Annotated in this window: 17 protein-coding genes, 6 tRNA genes and 1 riboswitch; of the genes, 7 read left to right on the top strand and 16 right to left on the bottom strand. The window is 44.8% G+C overall.

The features are described from left to right. Positions 1-23: 23 nt before the first annotated feature. Complete coding sequence (locus ACN6NF_RS06490) at positions 24-1,343, top strand: Nramp family divalent metal transporter (protein WP_474316224.1); 1,320 nt, start codon at positions 24-26, stop codon at positions 1,341-1,343. Between the two features lie 102 nt (positions 1,344-1,445). Here the strand turns inward: ACN6NF_RS06490 and ACN6NF_RS06485 are convergent, their stop codons facing one another. The 6 genes from ACN6NF_RS06485 to ACN6NF_RS06460 form a co-directional block, all read right to left on the bottom strand. Further along, positions 1,446-2,321, bottom strand: coding sequence for a GNAT family N-acetyltransferase (locus ACN6NF_RS06485; RefSeq protein ID WP_474316222.1), 876 nt, complete (start codon positions 2,319-2,321; stop codon positions 1,446-1,448). Positions 2,322-2,488: 167 nt separating this feature from the next. Continuing rightward, positions 2,489-3,217 (bottom strand): potassium-transporting ATPase subunit KdpC, encoded by a 729-nt coding sequence (gene kdpC, locus ACN6NF_RS06480; RefSeq protein ID WP_474316219.1) that lies wholly within the window; start codon positions 3,215-3,217, stop codon positions 2,489-2,491. Positions 3,218-3,236: 19 nt separating this feature from the next. Continuing rightward, positions 3,237-5,267, bottom strand: coding sequence for a potassium-transporting ATPase subunit KdpB (gene kdpB, locus ACN6NF_RS06475; RefSeq protein ID WP_474316218.1), 2,031 nt, complete (start codon positions 5,265-5,267; stop codon positions 3,237-3,239). 52 nt (positions 5,268-5,319) lie between these two features. After that, on the bottom strand, positions 5,320-6,996 hold the full coding sequence (kdpA, locus tag ACN6NF_RS06470; protein WP_474316215.1) for a potassium-transporting ATPase subunit KdpA: 1,677 nt from the start codon (positions 6,994-6,996) through the stop codon (positions 5,320-5,322). A gap of 145 nt (positions 6,997-7,141) precedes the next feature. Next, positions 7,142-7,219 carry a K(+)-transporting ATPase subunit F gene (kdpF, locus tag ACN6NF_RS06465; protein WP_080561203.1) on the bottom strand — a complete coding sequence of 26 codons (78 nt, stop codon included), beginning with the start codon at positions 7,217-7,219 and terminating at the stop codon, positions 7,142-7,144. 185 nt (positions 7,220-7,404) lie between these two features. Next, positions 7,405-7,800: a hypothetical protein gene (locus ACN6NF_RS06460; RefSeq protein ID WP_137078080.1), complete on the bottom strand. Its 396-nt coding sequence runs from the start codon at positions 7,798-7,800 to the stop codon at positions 7,405-7,407. Positions 7,801-7,913: 113 nt separating this feature from the next. Next, positions 7,914-8,085: riboswitch (cyclic di-AMP (ydaO/yuaA leader) on the bottom strand. A 470-nt stretch (positions 8,086-8,555) separates the two neighbouring features. Here ACN6NF_RS06460 and ACN6NF_RS06455 point away from each other — a divergent pair. Continuing rightward, a complete protein-coding gene (locus tag ACN6NF_RS06455) occupies positions 8,556-9,041 on the top strand; it encodes a glutathione peroxidase (protein WP_474316212.1) in 486 nt (161 codons plus the stop codon). Between the two features lie 149 nt (positions 9,042-9,190). Here ACN6NF_RS06455 and ACN6NF_RS06450 read toward each other — a convergent pair. Next, a tRNA-Leu gene (locus ACN6NF_RS06450) sits at positions 9,191-9,273 on the bottom strand. Between the two features lie 262 nt (positions 9,274-9,535). Here ACN6NF_RS06450 and ACN6NF_RS06445 point away from each other — a divergent pair. After that, positions 9,536-10,273, top strand: a complete 738-nt coding sequence (locus tag ACN6NF_RS06445; RefSeq protein ID WP_474316210.1) for an urease accessory protein UreF — start codon at positions 9,536-9,538, stop codon at positions 10,271-10,273. Between the two features lie 291 nt (positions 10,274-10,564). Beyond that, positions 10,565-10,786: a Rha family transcriptional regulator gene (locus tag ACN6NF_RS06440; RefSeq protein ID WP_013369935.1), complete on the top strand. Its 222-nt coding sequence runs from the start codon at positions 10,565-10,567 to the stop codon at positions 10,784-10,786. A 116-nt stretch (positions 10,787-10,902) separates the two neighbouring features. Here ACN6NF_RS06440 and ACN6NF_RS06435 read toward each other — a convergent pair whose 3' ends face one another. The 6 genes from ACN6NF_RS06435 to ACN6NF_RS06410 all read right to left on the bottom strand — a co-directional run bounded on the left by ACN6NF_RS06435 (position 10,903) and on the right by ACN6NF_RS06410 (position 12,887). Then, positions 10,903-11,286, bottom strand: a complete 384-nt coding sequence (locus ACN6NF_RS06435) for a helix-turn-helix domain-containing protein (protein WP_016818371.1) — start codon at positions 11,284-11,286, stop codon at positions 10,903-10,905. 87 nt (positions 11,287-11,373) lie between these two features. Further along, positions 11,374-11,748, bottom strand: coding sequence for a helix-turn-helix domain-containing protein (locus tag ACN6NF_RS06430; protein ID WP_474317518.1), 375 nt, complete (start codon positions 11,746-11,748; stop codon positions 11,374-11,376). A gap of 186 nt (positions 11,749-11,934) precedes the next feature. After that, positions 11,935-12,390, bottom strand: coding sequence for a MarR family winged helix-turn-helix transcriptional regulator (locus ACN6NF_RS06425; RefSeq protein ID WP_474316207.1), 456 nt, complete (start codon positions 12,388-12,390; stop codon positions 11,935-11,937). A 165-nt stretch (positions 12,391-12,555) separates the two neighbouring features. Further along, positions 12,556-12,638, bottom strand: a tRNA-Leu gene (locus tag ACN6NF_RS06420). A 15-nt stretch (positions 12,639-12,653) separates the two neighbouring features. Then, positions 12,654-12,729: transfer RNA gene (locus ACN6NF_RS06415), tRNA-Lys, on the bottom strand. Positions 12,730-12,815: 86 nt separating this feature from the next. Then, positions 12,816-12,887, bottom strand: a tRNA-Glu gene (locus tag ACN6NF_RS06410). A gap of 247 nt (positions 12,888-13,134) precedes the next feature. Between ACN6NF_RS06410 and ACN6NF_RS06405 the strand changes: the two genes are divergently transcribed. Together ACN6NF_RS06405 and ACN6NF_RS06400 are read left to right on the top strand one after the other, a co-directional pair. Continuing rightward, complete coding sequence (locus ACN6NF_RS06405; RefSeq protein ID WP_474316204.1) at positions 13,135-13,896, top strand: DeoR/GlpR family DNA-binding transcription regulator; 762 nt, start codon at positions 13,135-13,137, stop codon at positions 13,894-13,896. A gap of 72 nt (positions 13,897-13,968) precedes the next feature. Then, the gene (locus ACN6NF_RS06400; RefSeq protein WP_474316201.1) at positions 13,969-14,844 is read left to right on the top strand and encodes a Cof-type HAD-IIB family hydrolase; all 876 of its coding nucleotides are present in this window, start codon (positions 13,969-13,971) and stop codon (positions 14,842-14,844) included. A 168-nt stretch (positions 14,845-15,012) separates the two neighbouring features. On the opposite strand, the gene ACN6NF_RS06395 is transcribed toward ACN6NF_RS06400, so the two are convergent. From ACN6NF_RS06395 to ACN6NF_RS06385, 3 genes are all read right to left on the bottom strand, one after another. Continuing rightward, positions 15,013-15,101, bottom strand: a tRNA-Ser gene (locus ACN6NF_RS06395). Position 15,102: 1 nt separating this feature from the next. Continuing rightward, positions 15,103-15,178 (bottom strand) — tRNA-Asn (locus ACN6NF_RS06390). A 44-nt stretch (positions 15,179-15,222) separates the two neighbouring features. Further along, on the bottom strand, positions 15,223-15,735 hold the full coding sequence (locus ACN6NF_RS06385; protein ID WP_474316200.1) for a SprT family protein: 513 nt from the start codon (positions 15,733-15,735) through the stop codon (positions 15,223-15,225). A 142-nt stretch (positions 15,736-15,877) separates the two neighbouring features. Here ACN6NF_RS06385 and cmpA point away from each other — a divergent pair, with 142 nt between their 5' ends. Beyond that, a complete protein-coding gene (gene cmpA / locus ACN6NF_RS06380; RefSeq protein ID WP_016821163.1) occupies positions 15,878-16,012 on the top strand; it encodes a cortex morphogenetic protein CmpA in 135 nt (44 codons plus the stop codon). The last annotated feature ends 89 nt before the right edge of the window (positions 16,013-16,101 follow it).

Raw genomic sequence — 16,101 nt, 5'->3', positions numbered from 1 at the left:
TATGAACAAAGAAGGTGAAGCGTATGAAAAATTCAAAGGGCAACTTCGCGGAAATCGCTTCACTATCGGAAGTGAATCGTTCTTTGAGCATCCCGAAGGATGGCACCTGGTTTCGGAAGTTTCTTGCCTTTGCTGGACCAGGTTATATGGTCGCTGTCGGCTATATGGACCCTGGCAACTGGGCTACAGACATCGCTGGGGGATCAAAATTCGGCTACACACTGCTTAGTGTCATTCTAATCTCCAACCTGATGGCCATTCTGCTGCAAGCCTTATCTGGCAAGCTCGGTATTGCTACAGGTAAAGATTTGGCTCAAATGTGCCGTGATGCTTACAGTCGCCCTGTCGCGATCGGCCTATGGCTTTTATGCGAAATTGCCATTGCAGCCATGGATTTGGCCGAGGTCATCGGTTCAGCCATTGCACTGAAGTTGCTGTTCGGTCTTCCGTTACTATACGGAGTCATCATTACCGCATTTGATGTTATGCTCATTTTGCTGCTGCAAAATAAAGGTTTCCGTGCATTGGAAACACTCGTCATTGTATTAATGGCCACGATTGCCGGCTGTTTTGGCATTAATCTCATTTTGGCACAACCGGAATGGGGCGGCGTATTGGGTGGCTTTGTACCGGACTCACAAATATTGACGAATCCAAACATGCTGTATATTGCCATCGGTATTATGGGAGCTACCGTAATGCCACATAACCTGTATCTGCATTCTTCTATTGTACAAACTCGCAAATATGAGCAGACATCAGCAGGTAAACGGGAAGCTATTACATTTGCAACTTGGGATTCCAGTATAGCGCTCATGTTCGCTCTATTCATTAATGCAGCCATCTTGATCGTAGCAGCTGCCGTGTTCCATACAGCAGGAAGAACAGATGTAGCAGAGATTAGTGATGCCTATTATCTGCTTTCGCCATTACTGGGAACCACACTTGCGAGCATACTGTTTGGAGTGGCATTACTCGCCTCAGGTCAAAACTCGACCGTGACAGGTACTTTAGCCGGACAAATCGTGATGGAGGGCTTCTTGAACCTTCGTCTCTCACCTTGGTTACGTCGTTTGGTGACCCGCCTTATTGCGATTATTCCGGCAGTCATCGTCACTGCGATTGCAGGTGAAAAAGGTGCGGAGGAGCTGCTTGTGCTAAGTCAGGTTATTTTATCCATTCAGCTCCCTTTTGCCATCATTCCATTACTGCTCTTTACCAGTGACAAAAAAATTATGGGTGAATTTGCAAACAAAACATGGCAAAAAGTGCTGACCTGGATCGTGACCGGGGTCATTATCGCCTTGAATGTGGTACTTATTATTCAGACAATTACAGGTTGATTGGTAGCAAAATCATAAAAAGGTATCTCGCTTGCCCATGCGGCAGCGAGATACCTTTTTTTACTCACCCTTTTTTCTGGTCCTCTATAAATAAGTGCTAGTTTAATCGTTAAAATGGTGTATTGCACTCACATAATAATGAGACTCAGCAGAAATCTCAAACCCTATTGATCGGTAGAGATTCAAGGCACGTTTATTTTGAGTAACCACTCCTAGTCGAATCTGAGTGTACTGCCTGGCGAGCAAGATGTTAACCACGCGAGCAAGAATTTCCCGGCCATACCCTCTGCCTTGGTATAATGGATGTACACAGAAATCATGAATAACTGCTGTATCCGTATGGATATGATTGACTCGAACCATGCCAACTGGTGTCAGTCTATCTACAGCGAGGTGGGTAACACGTTCTGGTTCTCTCGTATGTTTAAAATAGTTCTCTGTCCAAGACTCCGAATCCCCAAAAGCTTGTGATGAACATTTAACCATAAAATCAAAATCCTGAGCTTCTTCTCGTCGTAAAACTAAGCCGGAGTGACGTAGCATATCAGAGCGGAACTGAACTAAATGCATAGTAAATTCAGATGTACTAAAGTTCGCCTCCAAGTGCCTCACACAATCTATTCCAGGTTTTGAATTGGACGGGATTCTGATACGACATGTTTTGATGCCTTGTATTTGCATCTCTACTGCAGCTTTGTTCATTAAGGAGCGGAACACACCTTGACGCCGATAATCCGGATGAACCATAGCGTTAATATTAGCTTCGATTTCATCTGATGTATACCAACTGAAGTAGCCAATGAGCTGGCTGCCCATTTGACAAAGGAATGCTTTATCCCCGCCGTTTTCTTTAAGGCTTTCTATGCCCACTCTCAAACTTGATCCGTCAGAATCTTTACATCGCTGTTCCAACATTCGTATCCGAGAAATCTGATGATATGAAAAATCATTCATTTTAATAATTTTATATTCCTGCATATTATTTGTTGCCCTCATCAAGAAGAAAACACGCAGTTTATGGACGATTAGGCGCTGTCCTTCTATAGTCTGTCCGCTTATTCATCGTTACCATTCGGACCGCCTCCTTGATCATATGTGAGTATAATTTTAACTTAATCATCAGACAAATCAATAATATTATACTCTCAACGCTCGCCAGCCTTCGTCTGCACTTGAGCTTCAAGCGCGAGGTTCAGCTTGAGCACGTTCACACGCGGCTCGCCGAACACTCCGGCGCTGCGGCCTTCTGTCTGCTCCTGCACCAGCGCCTTCAGCTGGTCCTGCCCCATCCCCGTCAAGCCGCTAATACGCGGAATTTGAGCCTGTGCCGCCTGTGGCGAGATGTGCGGGTCCAGACCGGAGCCGGAGTTCGTTATCAGGTCCACCGGAACCTGGCTGACGGGTACATCCGGGTTATGCTTCTGCCAATCCGCAATAGAATCCTTGATCCGCTGCACCAATGCCGGGTTCGAGGGTGCGTAGTTACTTGAGCCTGAACCAGCCCCATTATAATCGATACTTGATACCCGACCTTGAAAAAACGCCGGATTGGCAAAGGTCTGTCCAATCAGCTCAGAGCCGATCACCCGCCCCCCCGTGTCACGAAGCATACTGCCATTTGCTTGCTGCGGAAACAGGACTTGCGCCACCCCTGTGCTGACTAGCGGGTATGCCAATCCGCACAATAGGATCATTAGCACAGAAGTTCGCAAGGCCACTCCAATAACCGTGCTTCCTCGCATCTCTTGTCTCTCCGGTTGATTTTCCGACACTGCCTCCGTTCCTGTACGCTTGTTATGACCTTGTTCGCCAGATCCAGCTTTCTCATGCGCAGCAAATCTGCGTCCAGACAACATCCGATAAAAACCACTCATGTCGCTCACCCTTTCTGCGCTATATCCACAAATGTACCAGTAAATCAATGGCCTTAATCCCGGCAAACGGTACCACCATACCGCCTAGGCCATAAATCAGTAAATTCCGTCCCAACAGGCGATCCGAGCTCATGGGCTTATACTTCACGCCCTTCATGGCCAGCGGAATCAGAAGTGGAATAATGACTGCATTAAAAATAAGCGCCGATAAAATAGCCGATAGCGGGGAGCCCAGTCCCATAACATTCAATGCACCCATTTGCGGAATAGCTAGCATGAACATCGCCGGAATAATAGCAAAATATTTAGCAACATCGTTCGCAATACTGAACGTTGTCAATGCCCCGCGTGTCATAAGCAGCTGCTTACCGATGGCGACCACCTCAATAATTTTGGACGGATCAGAATCCAGATCCACCATATTAGCAGCTTCCTTGGCAGCGACTGTGCCGCTATTCATGGCAAGACCGACATCTGCCTGCGCCAGCGCAGGCGCATCATTGGTACCATCCCCGGTCATGGCTACCAGCTTGCCCTGTTCCTGCTCACGGCGGATAACCGCGATTTTGTCCTCCGGCTTGCTCTCAGCTACAAAGTCGTCCACTCCCGCTTCCCGTGCAATGGTAGCTGCTGTCAGCGGATTATCACCTGTACACATAATCGTGCGGATGCCCATTTCCCGGAGCTGATCAAAGCGCTCCTTCATGCCCGGCTTCACCGTATCCTTCAAATAAATAATGCCGTATATCCGATCATCCAGCGCCACTGCCAGCGGTGTACCCCCTTCTGCGGCTACCTGATTCGCTTTTTCCTCCAGATCGGCCGGAACACTGCCTTTTTGCGATACAATCCACTGCCGGACAGAGTCCACGGCGCCTTTGCGTACTTTTCGTCCATCGACGAGATCCAGACCACTCATCCGGGTTTCTGCCTTGAACTCGATAAAGGTTCCACCTGCTGCCAAAGATTCATCCAGCGTGTAATCCTGCTTGCGCATCAATTCCAGCACCGAGCGTCCCTCAGGCGTCTCATCCTTTAGTGAACTCATTGCCGCCCATTTCGCTAGCTCTGCCTTTTCTATACCATCTACAACCACGAATTCACTCGCCATCCGGTTTCCGAAGGTGATGGTACCCGTTTTATCCAGAATCATCGTATTGATATCCCCGGAGGCTTCTACCGCCTTGCCTGACATGGCCAGCACGTTAAACTGGGTAACCCGGTCCATTCCAGCAATCCCAATAGCTGACAAAAGTCCGCCAATCGTGGTCGGAATCAGACAGACCAGCAACGAAATCAGCACGGGAACAGGCAAATCAATCTTAAAATGACGGGCTATCGGGGCCAGCGTCACCACCACAATGAGAAAAATAATCGTCAAGCTAATCAGCAATGTATTCAGCGCAATTTCATTTGGCGTTTTTTGCCGCTGTGCACCTTCCACGAGCGAAATCATTTTATCAATAAACGTTTCACCCGGCTCAGTCGTAATCCGCACCTTAATGCGGTCACTGACTACCCGCGTCCCGCCGGTTACCGAGCAAAAATCTCCGCCCGATTCCTTAATGACCGGAGCTGACTCTCCCGTAATCGCAGATTCATCCACCGAGGCCAGACCTTCAATGACTTCACCATCGCTTGGAATCATTTCGCCCTGAGAGACGATTACCACGTCACCTTTACGCAATGCAGTCGAGCTGACCACCTGAATCTCATTCCCGACGAGCTTATTAGCTTGTGAATCCTGCTTGGATTTTTTCAAGGAAGCAGCTTGTGCCTTCCCTCGTCCCTCCGCAAGCGCTTCAGCAAAGTTAGCAAAAAGCAGCGTGAACACCAGAATAATAAATACAGCCAAGTTAAAGCCCATTTCCTTACCGGCTCCAAAATAACCGGGAAGCAGCAGCATGAGCAACACAACCAATGTACCGATCTCTACGACGAACATGACAGGATTTTTCATCATGATCATCGGATTTAATTTGATAAAGCTATCCTTGACCGCCTGCTTCAAGATGCTTCTATCCAGCATGCGTTTGCGTTGTTCCTTCATGATCAAGCACCCCGTTCATCCATTCTCATTTTCCTTCTATGCTCATTCTTCATCACATGGTCAAAAATTCAGCTACAGGACCTAATACGATCACCGGCAAAAAGGTTAACGCACCAATCAACAAGACCACTCCGATTAGGATGGCTCCAAACAGCTTATTGTCCGTGCGCAGTGTGCCTGTCGTCACCGGGGTCGGCGCTTTGGCATTCAACGAAGCCGCCACAGCCAGCAATGCAATCATGGATACATATCGTCCAAAGAACATAACCGCTCCTGTTGTGACGTTCCAAAACACATTGTTATCCGAAAGACCTTCAAATCCCGAACCATTATTTGCCGCAGATGATGCATATTCATAGAGCACCTGAGTCAACCCGTGATATCCAGGGTTAGAGACCGCATCGTATCCCCAATGACTCATAAATGCAAGCGCAGTTGGAGCAAGAATAAGAAACGGATGTACCAAAATGGCAATCGCAATCAGTTTCATTTCCTTGCCTTCAATTTTCCTACCCATAAATTCCGGGGTTCTTCCGACCATCAGTCCGCATATAAATACCCCCAGAATCGCATACATCAGCATATTCATCAGTCCGACACCCTTGCCGCCAAAAATGACGTTTAACATCATTTCTCCTAAAGCAGCCATACCGCCTAACGGGGTCAGTGTATCATGCATATTATTAACCGAACCTGTCGTTGCCGCCGTTGTGACCGCAGTGAATAATGCCGATTGTCCAATGCCGAAACGAACCTCTTTCCCTTCCATGCTTCCCTGAGATGCATCCATACCCAGTGCCTGGATTAACGGATTACCCGTCTTCTCCGATACATACGTTATGGTTAGAAAAATAAGGAACAAGACCATCATCGAGCTAAAAATAATCCAGCCCTGCTTGCGATTACGGGCAAACAACCCAAAAGTATACGGCAGAGAAGCTGGCATTACCCACATTGCCAAAATTTCCAGTACGTTCGTCCAAGGACTTGGATTCTCAAAAGGATGCGCAGAATTAGCTCCCGCAAAACCGCCCCCGTTCGTGCCCAAATGCTTGATGGATTCCAATGAGGCAATGGGTCCCATAGCAATCTGCTGCTGTGTACCGCTTAAAGTCGTAATATCCGCCGTAGGCTGTAGCGTTTGCGGTACTTTTAACCCAACCAGCACTAGCGTAAGTACAAAGGCAAGCGGCAGGAAAATTCGTATGTTGGCTTTAATAAAATCTTGAAAAAAATTACCCAACCCTTCACCGCGCCGCGTCAATCCCCTCATAAAAGCCGCAGCAACCGAAAACCCTGAAGCAGCCGAAGTAAACATCATCATCGTGACAAACGCCATCTGTGTCAGATACGTAAGCCCGCTTTCTCCGCTATAATGTTGGAGATTCGTATTGGTCATAAAGCTGATTACCGTATTAAAGGCCAATGATGCTTCCATATTACTGTTCCCAACCGGATTGCCCGGGAGTATAGCCTGCAAGCGCAATAGCAGGTAGCTGATCCCCGCAAGCACCACATTGGTTGCAATGAAACTCATAGCGTACGTGGTCCAACGCATGCTGTCCTGTTTCTTCAAGCCTACAGCTTTATAAATCAGCTTTTCCGTTCCACCAAAAATCCGATCTGTCCGATTCGGTTCATTCGAAAATACGTGATACATATAGGTACCCATCGGCTTTATCAAGAGCAACAATATGACGATCACAATTCCAATTTGCAGTAGCTCCATCCTCTATTCCTCCTTAAAATGCTCCTGCATTTGGAACAACAGACCTGATTCAGATCATCCATTGAGTGCACACGTTTGCGAAAATCTGCACCTCTGATGCTGCATTCTTGATCTGCTGTTCCTGCCTGCTCGATCCTATAGTTGACTAGAACTTTTCAGGATTCAGGAGTGCGTAGATTAAATACACGAACACAATAGCCGTGAGCCCTAGCACAACGATCATCCTCTTCGCCCTCCTTTTGAGGTCTGCGCGTCACACCAGCGTACAAACAGCAGTATCACTCCATAACTCACAGCCATTACGAGCAGCATGTATAAATCCATCATGTTCATACCCTCCATATCGCTCCTCAGATCGTTATTTCCGATTCCATCATAAAATCATAAAACCAGCTATGTTATAAGTGCTTATCCGTTCAGCAGGAAACCCACCTCTCCGTTCAATGTGTAGATCACATGGTCCGCTCCCAATCCCCGATAAATTCCTTGTGGATTACAGCCGTGCGTAATAACATAGATCGATTCTGATGTTAGTGGCCGACATATTTGCAGGAAACGGCAAGTTAGATTCAAGCTGTTTTCGAACAAATACACACTACCAATTTCTTTCTTAGGAAAATTCCATTTTCCCGCTTGCATCGTATTGATGCGCACAATGTGCTCCACACCCATTTTTTTGAGCTGTCGTTCCTCCTGGGTGCTATTTGTGAGAACTGCAAACGCCAATTTTTTGAACATAAGCAATTTCACAAAACTTCTGCCCGCTTCATTCGGTGCAGTGACAATAATTAACCGACCTTCCATCAGTAGCTCCTCTCCCGGTATAAAAAGACAACAAAAAGAAGCCGAAGGAAAAAGGCTTCCTCCGGCTTCATACATTCCATGATAAAATAAACCATGGCTGCACACGGCGGTTTGTTGCCTCTCCCTGTACGCTTACGAGGTTAGCTGTCGGATTCGGACGTGAGAGTCGCCCTATTTACGGCACTTGGCCGGAAAATTCACCCCATGAGACACACGGCTTGCAAAGCAGTATATACTCGTTGGTTCCCCCGTTTTTGCAACTGCAAAATTCAGCGCTTTAGACAATTCGTTGTTGCTTCATTGTTGTTAATTTGAAATTACGTCTTGAATCATACACCCGTGCAAGGAAGACTGTAAAGCTCAATGACAAGGCTATAAATCACCCTTTAGAGCATAGAAGATTAAGGATAACGCTTACAAACAACATATGCTTCTCCTATCTCTTTAAAACTCTCTATTTCACCCCTTTTTGAAAATGAAAGGCATGTCAATATTGGCCTAGGGTATGGTACGGTTGCCCTTTATTTATAAAAAAGAAAGAAAATGCGCTATATGTACTAGATAATTATCGAATGAACCCTTTTTTGTGAGAAGAAACACCTCAACTTGCTCCATTTGAAGTGCGATTTACCGTTTTGAACAAAATACGATTTTACAATAGCACAATGCCTGTAGACTTAGACTCTTCTGAACTTGCAACCCCTTGTTGAGTTGTTCGCAATTTAATTGTAGAATATTGAATGAGGAGGGATATCATGAGCGTATATAAATATGATGCACAGACCCTACAAGGGGCACAAATTCCGTTATCCACATACGAAGGGAAAGTTCTTCTTATCGTGAATACTGCCAGCAAATGTGGGTTAACCTCCCAGTACAAGGCGCTACAAGAACTATATGACCAGTATCATGAACAAGGGTTTGAAATTTTGGGATTTCCCAGCAACCAGTTTGCCAAACAAGAGCCGGGTTCCAGCGAGGAGATCTCCGAGTTTTGCCAAATCAATTACGGAGTGACCTTTCCCATGTTCGCCAAGACAGATGTGAACGGTGATCAGGCACATCCTCTATTTCGCTACCTGACCCACACTGCTCCAGGAGTATTAGGCTCCAAAGCGATCAAATGGAATTTTACTAAATTCTTAATTACACGAGAAGGTAACGTATTTAAGCGTTATGCGCCGCAAACCACTCCAGATAAGCTTGTAGAAGATATTAAGAAGCTTTTGCAGAAATACTGACAATCTTTCTTCATTACAGTTAACGAGCAGTCCGTTGCCCATACGACCGTTTCTGTGACGGGATGATATAATGAAAAGTATTTAACAAAAAAAGCATCCCTTCACGTAAAACGTGTCAGGATGCTTTTTTAACTGGGTATTGCACATAATGCGGTCGAGAGGACTCGAACCTCCACGGGCGTACGCCCACTACCCCCTCAAGATAGCGTGTCTGCCATTCCACCACGACCGCATGTCATAATGTATTGAGGCAACAGATTTATTATACTCTCTCAGCAACAATTTGTAAACAAGAATATTATAATTATTTTTAATGTAATTTTATTTAACATATATAAGCAATAAAATTATTTAATTTGACACAATAGAGCTTTAAGTGTAAATATATATTACATAAATGTTCGATTTTTTATTACAAATCAATATTCAAGTTAAATAACATTACACAAATATTTACTTCAAGGAGGCGAACCATTCTGCATAAAGGTAACCGGTTGCTAAACTACGCATTATTGTTGGACCCTTCCCTGCCCATTGGTGGTTTTACCCGTTATTATGGACTGGAGGAACGTTTTCGTAACGGACACTTGAACAGTCTGCAGGATCTTAAACATTACATGCGAGACGATTGGTACCCTCAAATTACAACCCTTGACGGCATGGCCATCAAAAGTCTGTATGCAGCCATCCAGCAGAATGACAGTTGGCGGATCGCCCTTATTGATAAAATGCTGTACACCCAGCATCCTTCCTCGCAGTATGTAAAAGAGTCACGACTTTCAGGCCAGCGTCTGCTCAAGCTCACCAAAGCTCTTTATCCTTGGCTTGCATTTGATCAATTGAAAGACGCACTCAATCAATACAATGCAATTGGCACACTCGCTACTGTCCACACTTGGATTAACTTCCTCCTCGGAACCGATATAGAACAAACCGTTCACGGCTATTTTGCCACAGCGGTATCCTTCTGTATCGAAGATGCCTTCAGACTGCTCAATCCTCCTTACGAGGAAAAAAATACTCTTATCGATCATATGACCAGCGAGTTGCTCACCATCTGGAAGAAGTTTAACGAACCTACACCAAGCTCATTTCAGCGTTACCTTTTTCACAGACATCGGACCAGTTCCTACATCACTCAGCCACCCTATATGAGCCATAGTAGCCAATGGAATGCATCTAGCCCCCTTTTCTCCTCAGTCCTATTTAAACACCTTCCTGCCTCTCTCTGATGCGTCGCTTCATCAATCTAGCAGTCACAATAAAAATACTCTGCCTTTTCCTCAAGTGGCAGAGTATTTTTTATTCATGTATCCAAATTCACACCACTAACAGACTACAATCGGATTATTTTCACTTTTTGCACTTAATTAAGTAATCATTTTAACGAAATACCGTATTTAAGATTGTATAAACACGTATAAAAGTGTATCATAGTTTTAGATGGTTAATTCTAACATGTTTACTGATGATTATTATATCACACCAATTATTCCGTAAGAATCCGTAAGGGGCGATTTCTCTTGAACAACAAAATGCCTGTCACCTCCTTCGGGTGGGCCATCAAACAAAGGCTTGTCGAGCTTCGGCTGGATCAGAAAACATTTTGCGAGACACATAATATTCCGCCTTCACGCTTGTCCAATCTGATTCACGGCACCCGTAAAGCACAAAGGTACAGAAAACAAGTTGCTGCAATTCTGAATATCGACGATAACGATTATAAGGAGGCGACACCACACTAACCGAACAAGCATTTCAGCAACCAATGCGTCGCCATATTATCAGGAAACCAAATAAACCCGTAAACCGAACCCTCAGTTCGTTTTACGGGTTATTCACCCAGGCGTTTAGCCATAGATTATTCAAGTTTTGTTTTGTCCTTCTCCCTTTTTTGCTTACGGTACTTCGCAAATTCAACGTATTCTAAAATAAAGTTCTGTTCTTCTGTCTCAAGATCTTCAGCCTGGCAATTCAATGGCCCCATCACTCCAAAAAAATAAGCAGCCTTCTGCTCCTGAAGTACGCCTTCCCCCGGCTTAATTCCTTTCATCAACCAGTCGAGCGATACATTAAAAAAGTCCGAAATCTGAATCAAATGGGCGGTACCTGGCGTTGTTTTTCCCCTTCTCCAATCACCGAGATTCCCTGAGCTAATTTTAAGCTTTTCACAAAATGCCTTCTTGGTCATTCCTCGATCCTTAATTAAAGCTTCAATCCGCTGATAAATAGTTTGATCTCCCACAACGTTTCCCCTCCGACACTGTAGCTTTTTCTAATTAATTTTCAATTGTACACATTAAAATGTCCTTATCAAACCCCACAGCAAACATTAATCAGTAGTTGAATTGGGCTGGTTTTTCTCTTTACGAAAGCGGGTAAATTCAATATACTCAAGTATAAAATCTCTTTCCGCCTCACTTAGCGATACCCCTTGGCAATTCAGTTGCCCTGAAGCTCCAAAAAAATAAGGGTCCTGCGACTCCTTTAGCACCTTACTCTGCACGTCTCGACCCAGCATAATCCAATCCAGACTAGCGTCAAAAAAAGAAGCGATTTCTATGAGTTTATTCGTGCCTGGTGTCGTTTTTCCTCTTTTCCAATCTCCAAAGTTCCCTGTACTAATGCCCAACTGCTGGCAAAACGCCTTTTTGGTCATACCTCGTTCCTTAATGAGCTCCTCAATGCGTTGGTAAATAGATTGCATAGAAGTTCCTTCCTCCCTAGCAGGCTCTCCAAATAACGATATCATGTCCCCTGTTCCCATTTCAAAGATCACGTGTGCTAAAATTACCGAATTATGTATGTTGGTTTTCATTATACCACAATATGCAACAAAAACCGCCTGTTTTCCGAAGAAAGGGCGGTCTTTAAGTCAGCTCGCTTACGCCAATCACGTAGCAGAGTTTTCGATTTTAAGTAAAATCTGCTTCAATTCGTTCAACGTTTCACTCAAGTGCAATAATTCCTCTTCCGGCAAATACACGAGTCTCTCTTGAATTTTATTAGAGAAGGTATGAAATACCTGTTCACAAAAAGCGTCGCCTTCTTCTGTAATGGCTACGTTCACCACTCTACGATCCGAGTCACACGATTGGCGGTCAGCCAACCCATGCTCCACCAGCTTATCCAGCAGAGGAGTCATGTTTGGGCGTGAGACATTAAGTTGTTTGGACAAATCGGATACTGTAGACGAACGCACTTCACGCAGAAGCATGAGCACCTGAAAATTATTAGGCGACAAATGCAACGGAAAATCAAGCGGACCGTAGGTGAAAAATTTCTTCTTCACAATCGGAAACAAGCCCAAAATATTTTCTGATATATTTCCTAACAGTTGAGTGTCCATATTTTTCACCGTCACTTCATAAGTTTATATATTTATTATTCTATAACATTCTGGCGTTATATTATACTATGGAATCATTATTTCATCATAATCATTGTTTAATTGCATCCATGCACAAATAAAAAAAGCCTCTAACGTGAGAGACTTTTCCGTTTAATCCATTGATGCGGTCGAGAGGACTCGAACCTCCACGAGCGTACGCTCACTACCCCCTCAAGATAGCGTGTCTGCCATTCCACCACGACCGCATAACAAAATATAAATGGTGAGCCATGAAGGACTCGAACCTTCGACACCCTGATTAAAAGTCAGGTGCTCTACCAACTGAGCTAATGGCTCATGCTGTTCATCCAAGCTGTCCGCCATTAAACCAGACCTCAGGAATTCCCCTTAAGCATGCAACATGTAGTCTGTAAAGACAACAATGACCCGTAGGGGATTCGAACCCCTGTTACCTCCGTGAAAGGGAGGTGTCTTAACCCCTTGACCAACGGGCCTTATGAATGTACACCAACTTGGCGACAAGAAAGAGTATATCAAATAGAATAGTAAATGGCAATACTTATTTTTTAAAAATTTCAAAAAAGCTATTTTATATAATTGTAAAATGCACGTCCACTTAAATTTCCTTATCTACAAATAGATAATTCCTGAAAAACCACGGTAAATGATTGCAATATCACTTATGTTTACTTATAATCACTTACAAGATACCGAAATGATTATATATTAGAGGAGCTTTCTATGTATCAGGAAGAACGAATGTTAAAAATCGTTGATTACTTACAGCTTCACAAACGGATTTCGGTGGATGATATTTGCGAAATTTTTAATGTTTCACGGGATACGGCCCGCCGAGACTTGGTAAAACTTGAGGAGCATCAAAAAATTATTCGCACCCGCGGCGGCGCCCTTCTCCCTAAACTGCATCACGATCCAATTGGAAATTATAACGAAAGGCTGCTCACTGTTTCTGAGGAGAAACAAGTGATCGGACAATTGGCTGCCAGTATGGTACGAGATAGGGATCGTATTATATTGGATTCCTCTACCACCGTACAGGCGTGTGCAGAAAGACTGAATGTGCAGGAATGTTCGGTTATCACCAATTCAATCAATCAGGCTGACGTACTATCTGGAAAAGACGGTGTCTCCATTCATCTATTGGGAGGCCGCCTGCAAAAAGAACACCGATATGTATACGGATCGTCCGTAATTGCCACTTTGTCTCACTATTTTGTAGACAAAGCTTTTATCGGGATTGGAGGCATATCATCTCACGGACTAAGCCTGATTCATGAAGAAGACGGTATGCTGAAGCATCAGATGATGAAACAGGCAGATCAGGTGATCATCCTTGCAGACCATTCGAAATTCGGAATCAATTTTCCGTATCGTTTTGCTGATTTGTCTGAGGTTAATATCGTGATCACCGACCGCTTGCCAGAACCAGCGATGCTGGAAATTTTGCAACACCATGATATTGAAGTGGTTGTCCCCTCATAAATATGAAGCCAATCGCTCTAACTAGACGCAATATGTATAACAGAGATATCAAAGGACAGGAGCTGGAGAGAAATGAAACTGTTTGCAATTGATATGGATGGAACGCTACTGAATGAGGAAGGAAAAATAAGCAAAGCAAACGCAAGGGCGATCCGCAAGGCACAGGAGCAAGGTGTTCAAGTTACGATTGCCACTGGCAGAGCCGCTTATGATGCCTGGGCAAAGTTAGAGGAAGCAGAGCTGGTTACTCCCGTCATTGGAGCAAACGGCGCCACTGTACACGATGTGCATCGTCGCCAGTTAACCTCTACTCCTATGGGCCGGAGCGAAACATTTGAAGTGCTGAGCTGGCTTGAGGGTAACGATTTCTACTATGAGGTCATGACAGACCGTGCTATTTATTCTCCACAAAAGGGGCATCAGCTACTTGCTGTTGAAATGGACCGCTTGCTGAGCGCCAACCCAGATATTTCGCTGGATACTTTATTACACGCAGCTGAAAAACAATATGAACAGACCGGGCATACCCGCATCGCTTCGTATGAGCAGATTCCACTGGATGTAGAGATATATAATGTGCTCTGTTTCTCCTTTGATCAAGCCAAATTGGACCGGGGACGTGAACGTTACCGAGATTTTCAAGGTCTAAACATGGTCATCTCCTCAGATCGCAACTTTGAAGTCGAGCATAAGGATGCGTCTAAAGGTAATGCATTGCTTTATCTCGCGAATCGTCTGAACATCCCCATGCAGGAAGCCGTAGCGATCGGAGACAGCTATAACGATATTTCCATGCTGACGATGGCAGGAAGAGGTATTGCCATGGGCAATGCAAAAGACGACATTAAGGCTGTCTGCTCCGAGGTGACCCTGACCAATGTGGAAGATGGCGTTGCTCATGCTCTGTTGAACCTACTCAACACCGTCGAGGCTGACGCCGTGAAATAGAAGGAATTAGTCGCGTGCTGCGTACAACTCAGGCTAACGCAGCTTCATGCTGTACGCAGCACGTCCGTCTTACATATAACAAATTCTAAAAAAACATATCTTAACGAAAAAGACGCTCGTAAACATCATACTATGCATACGAGCGTCTTTATTCCATTTAAAAACCAACGGAGAGAGAGGGATTCGAACCCTCGCACCGCTTACGCAGTCTAACCCCTTAGCAGAGGGTCCCCTTATAGCCACTTGGGTATCTCTCCATGGCTCCCCGAACAGGACTCGAACCTGTGACAACTCGATTAACAGTCGAGTGCTCTACCAACTGAGCTATCAGGGAACATTACTGTAAATTATCATACAGTATGGTTAATTTACCATGAATCAGGGGGTTTCGTCAAGTGCCAACAAACGAAGTTTACCTCCACATTTTCCACAGCGATATCGCTGCGGGTTCATTTTACGCTTGCGCAAATACTCGTGTTGACAGGAAACGCACACTAGCTTGTAACGATAAGGCTGAGGCTTTCTTCCCACCCTTCCCGGTAGAGTCTGACAATGCCTACTTCCTCCTACGCGAGCCAGCCATGCTTTGAAATCAGCATCACGATGCTGATACCCCATTCCGCGCAGATGCAAATGATAATGGCACAGCTCATGCTTTATAATTTTTTCCACCTCAGAACACCCATAAGCCGCGAGTTGATGTGGATTAATTTCAATATGATGGCTTTTCATAAAATACCGGCCGCCTGTGGTAGACAGGCGCGAGTTAAAGGTGGCTTGATGTTGAAACGGCACGCCAAAACTCTCCAGCGAGATGCGCTCTACCCATTCTTGAAGTTCTTTATTACTCATGGAAGGATTCATTGAATTGCTCAGAGACTCGGACTCCATCCTTATGGTTTCCCTCCTTTGCTTCATACTGACAAGCATATTATAAAATGACGGCCGAAGTCTAACCCTGGTTCATAAGCACACTTTAGGTATCCACCCCATATGCTAAACATACAGATGTAACGCAGAGGAGGAGATCGGCTTGCCTCAATGGCTCAGCAACCAGCTTATGCGGGCCTTTTACAAGAAGGACCGACGCCAAATCAAACTGTTGAACGATTGTTGGTTTTTTTATCATAAAGCACCTGGTATAGAATTTGATGCCAACAACGGGTAGAAGCAGAAACATCCAGAAATGGAAAACCGGAGTCTCCGATATGATTCGGAGATTCCGGCTTTTTTTATACCCTCACAAAAGGTTATACA

Source organism: Paenibacillus sp. TSM33, assembly GCF_056099025.1.
This window is presented reverse-complemented; position numbering and strand designations above follow the sequence as displayed.

What these genes read in the sequence shown, in the direction of transcription:
- kdpB (WP_474316218.1), bottom strand. Translation starts at nt 5,267, where the DNA reads ATGAAGGAACAACGCAAACGCATGCTGGATAGAAGCATCTTGAAGCAG.
- ACN6NF_RS06455 (WP_474316212.1), top strand. Translation starts at nt 8,556, where the DNA reads ATGAGCGTATATAAATATGATGCACAGACCCTACAAGGGGCACAAATT.
- ACN6NF_RS06400 (WP_474316201.1), top strand. Translation starts at nt 13,969, where the DNA reads ATGAAACTGTTTGCAATTGATATGGATGGAACGCTACTGAATGAGGAA.
- ACN6NF_RS06385 (WP_474316200.1), bottom strand. Translation starts at nt 15,735, where the DNA reads ATGGAGTCCGAGTCTCTGAGCAATTCAATGAATCCTTCCATGAGTAAT.
- kdpA (WP_474316215.1), bottom strand. Translation starts at nt 6,996, where the DNA reads ATGGAGCTACTGCAAATTGGAATTGTGATCGTCATATTGTTGCTCTTG.
- kdpF (WP_080561203.1), bottom strand. Translation starts at nt 7,219, where the DNA reads ATGATCGTTGTGCTAGGGCTCACGGCTATTGTGTTCGTGTATTTAATC.
- ACN6NF_RS06430 (WP_474317518.1), bottom strand. Translation starts at nt 11,748, where the DNA reads ATGCAATCTATTTACCAACGCATTGAGGAGCTCATTAAGGAACGAGGT.
- ACN6NF_RS06405 (WP_474316204.1), top strand. Translation starts at nt 13,135, where the DNA reads ATGTATCAGGAAGAACGAATGTTAAAAATCGTTGATTACTTACAGCTT.
- ACN6NF_RS06425 (WP_474316207.1), bottom strand. Translation starts at nt 12,390, where the DNA reads ATGGACACTCAACTGTTAGGAAATATATCAGAAAATATTTTGGGCTTG.
- kdpC (WP_474316219.1), bottom strand. Translation starts at nt 3,217, where the DNA reads ATGAGTGGTTTTTATCGGATGTTGTCTGGACGCAGATTTGCTGCGCAT.
- ACN6NF_RS06490 (WP_474316224.1), top strand. Translation starts at nt 24, where the DNA reads ATGAAAAATTCAAAGGGCAACTTCGCGGAAATCGCTTCACTATCGGAA.
- ACN6NF_RS06460 (WP_137078080.1), bottom strand. Translation starts at nt 7,800, where the DNA reads ATGGAAGGTCGGTTAATTATTGTCACTGCACCGAATGAAGCGGGCAGA.
- ACN6NF_RS06485 (WP_474316222.1), bottom strand. Translation starts at nt 2,321, where the DNA reads ATGCAGGAATATAAAATTATTAAAATGAATGATTTTTCATATCATCAG.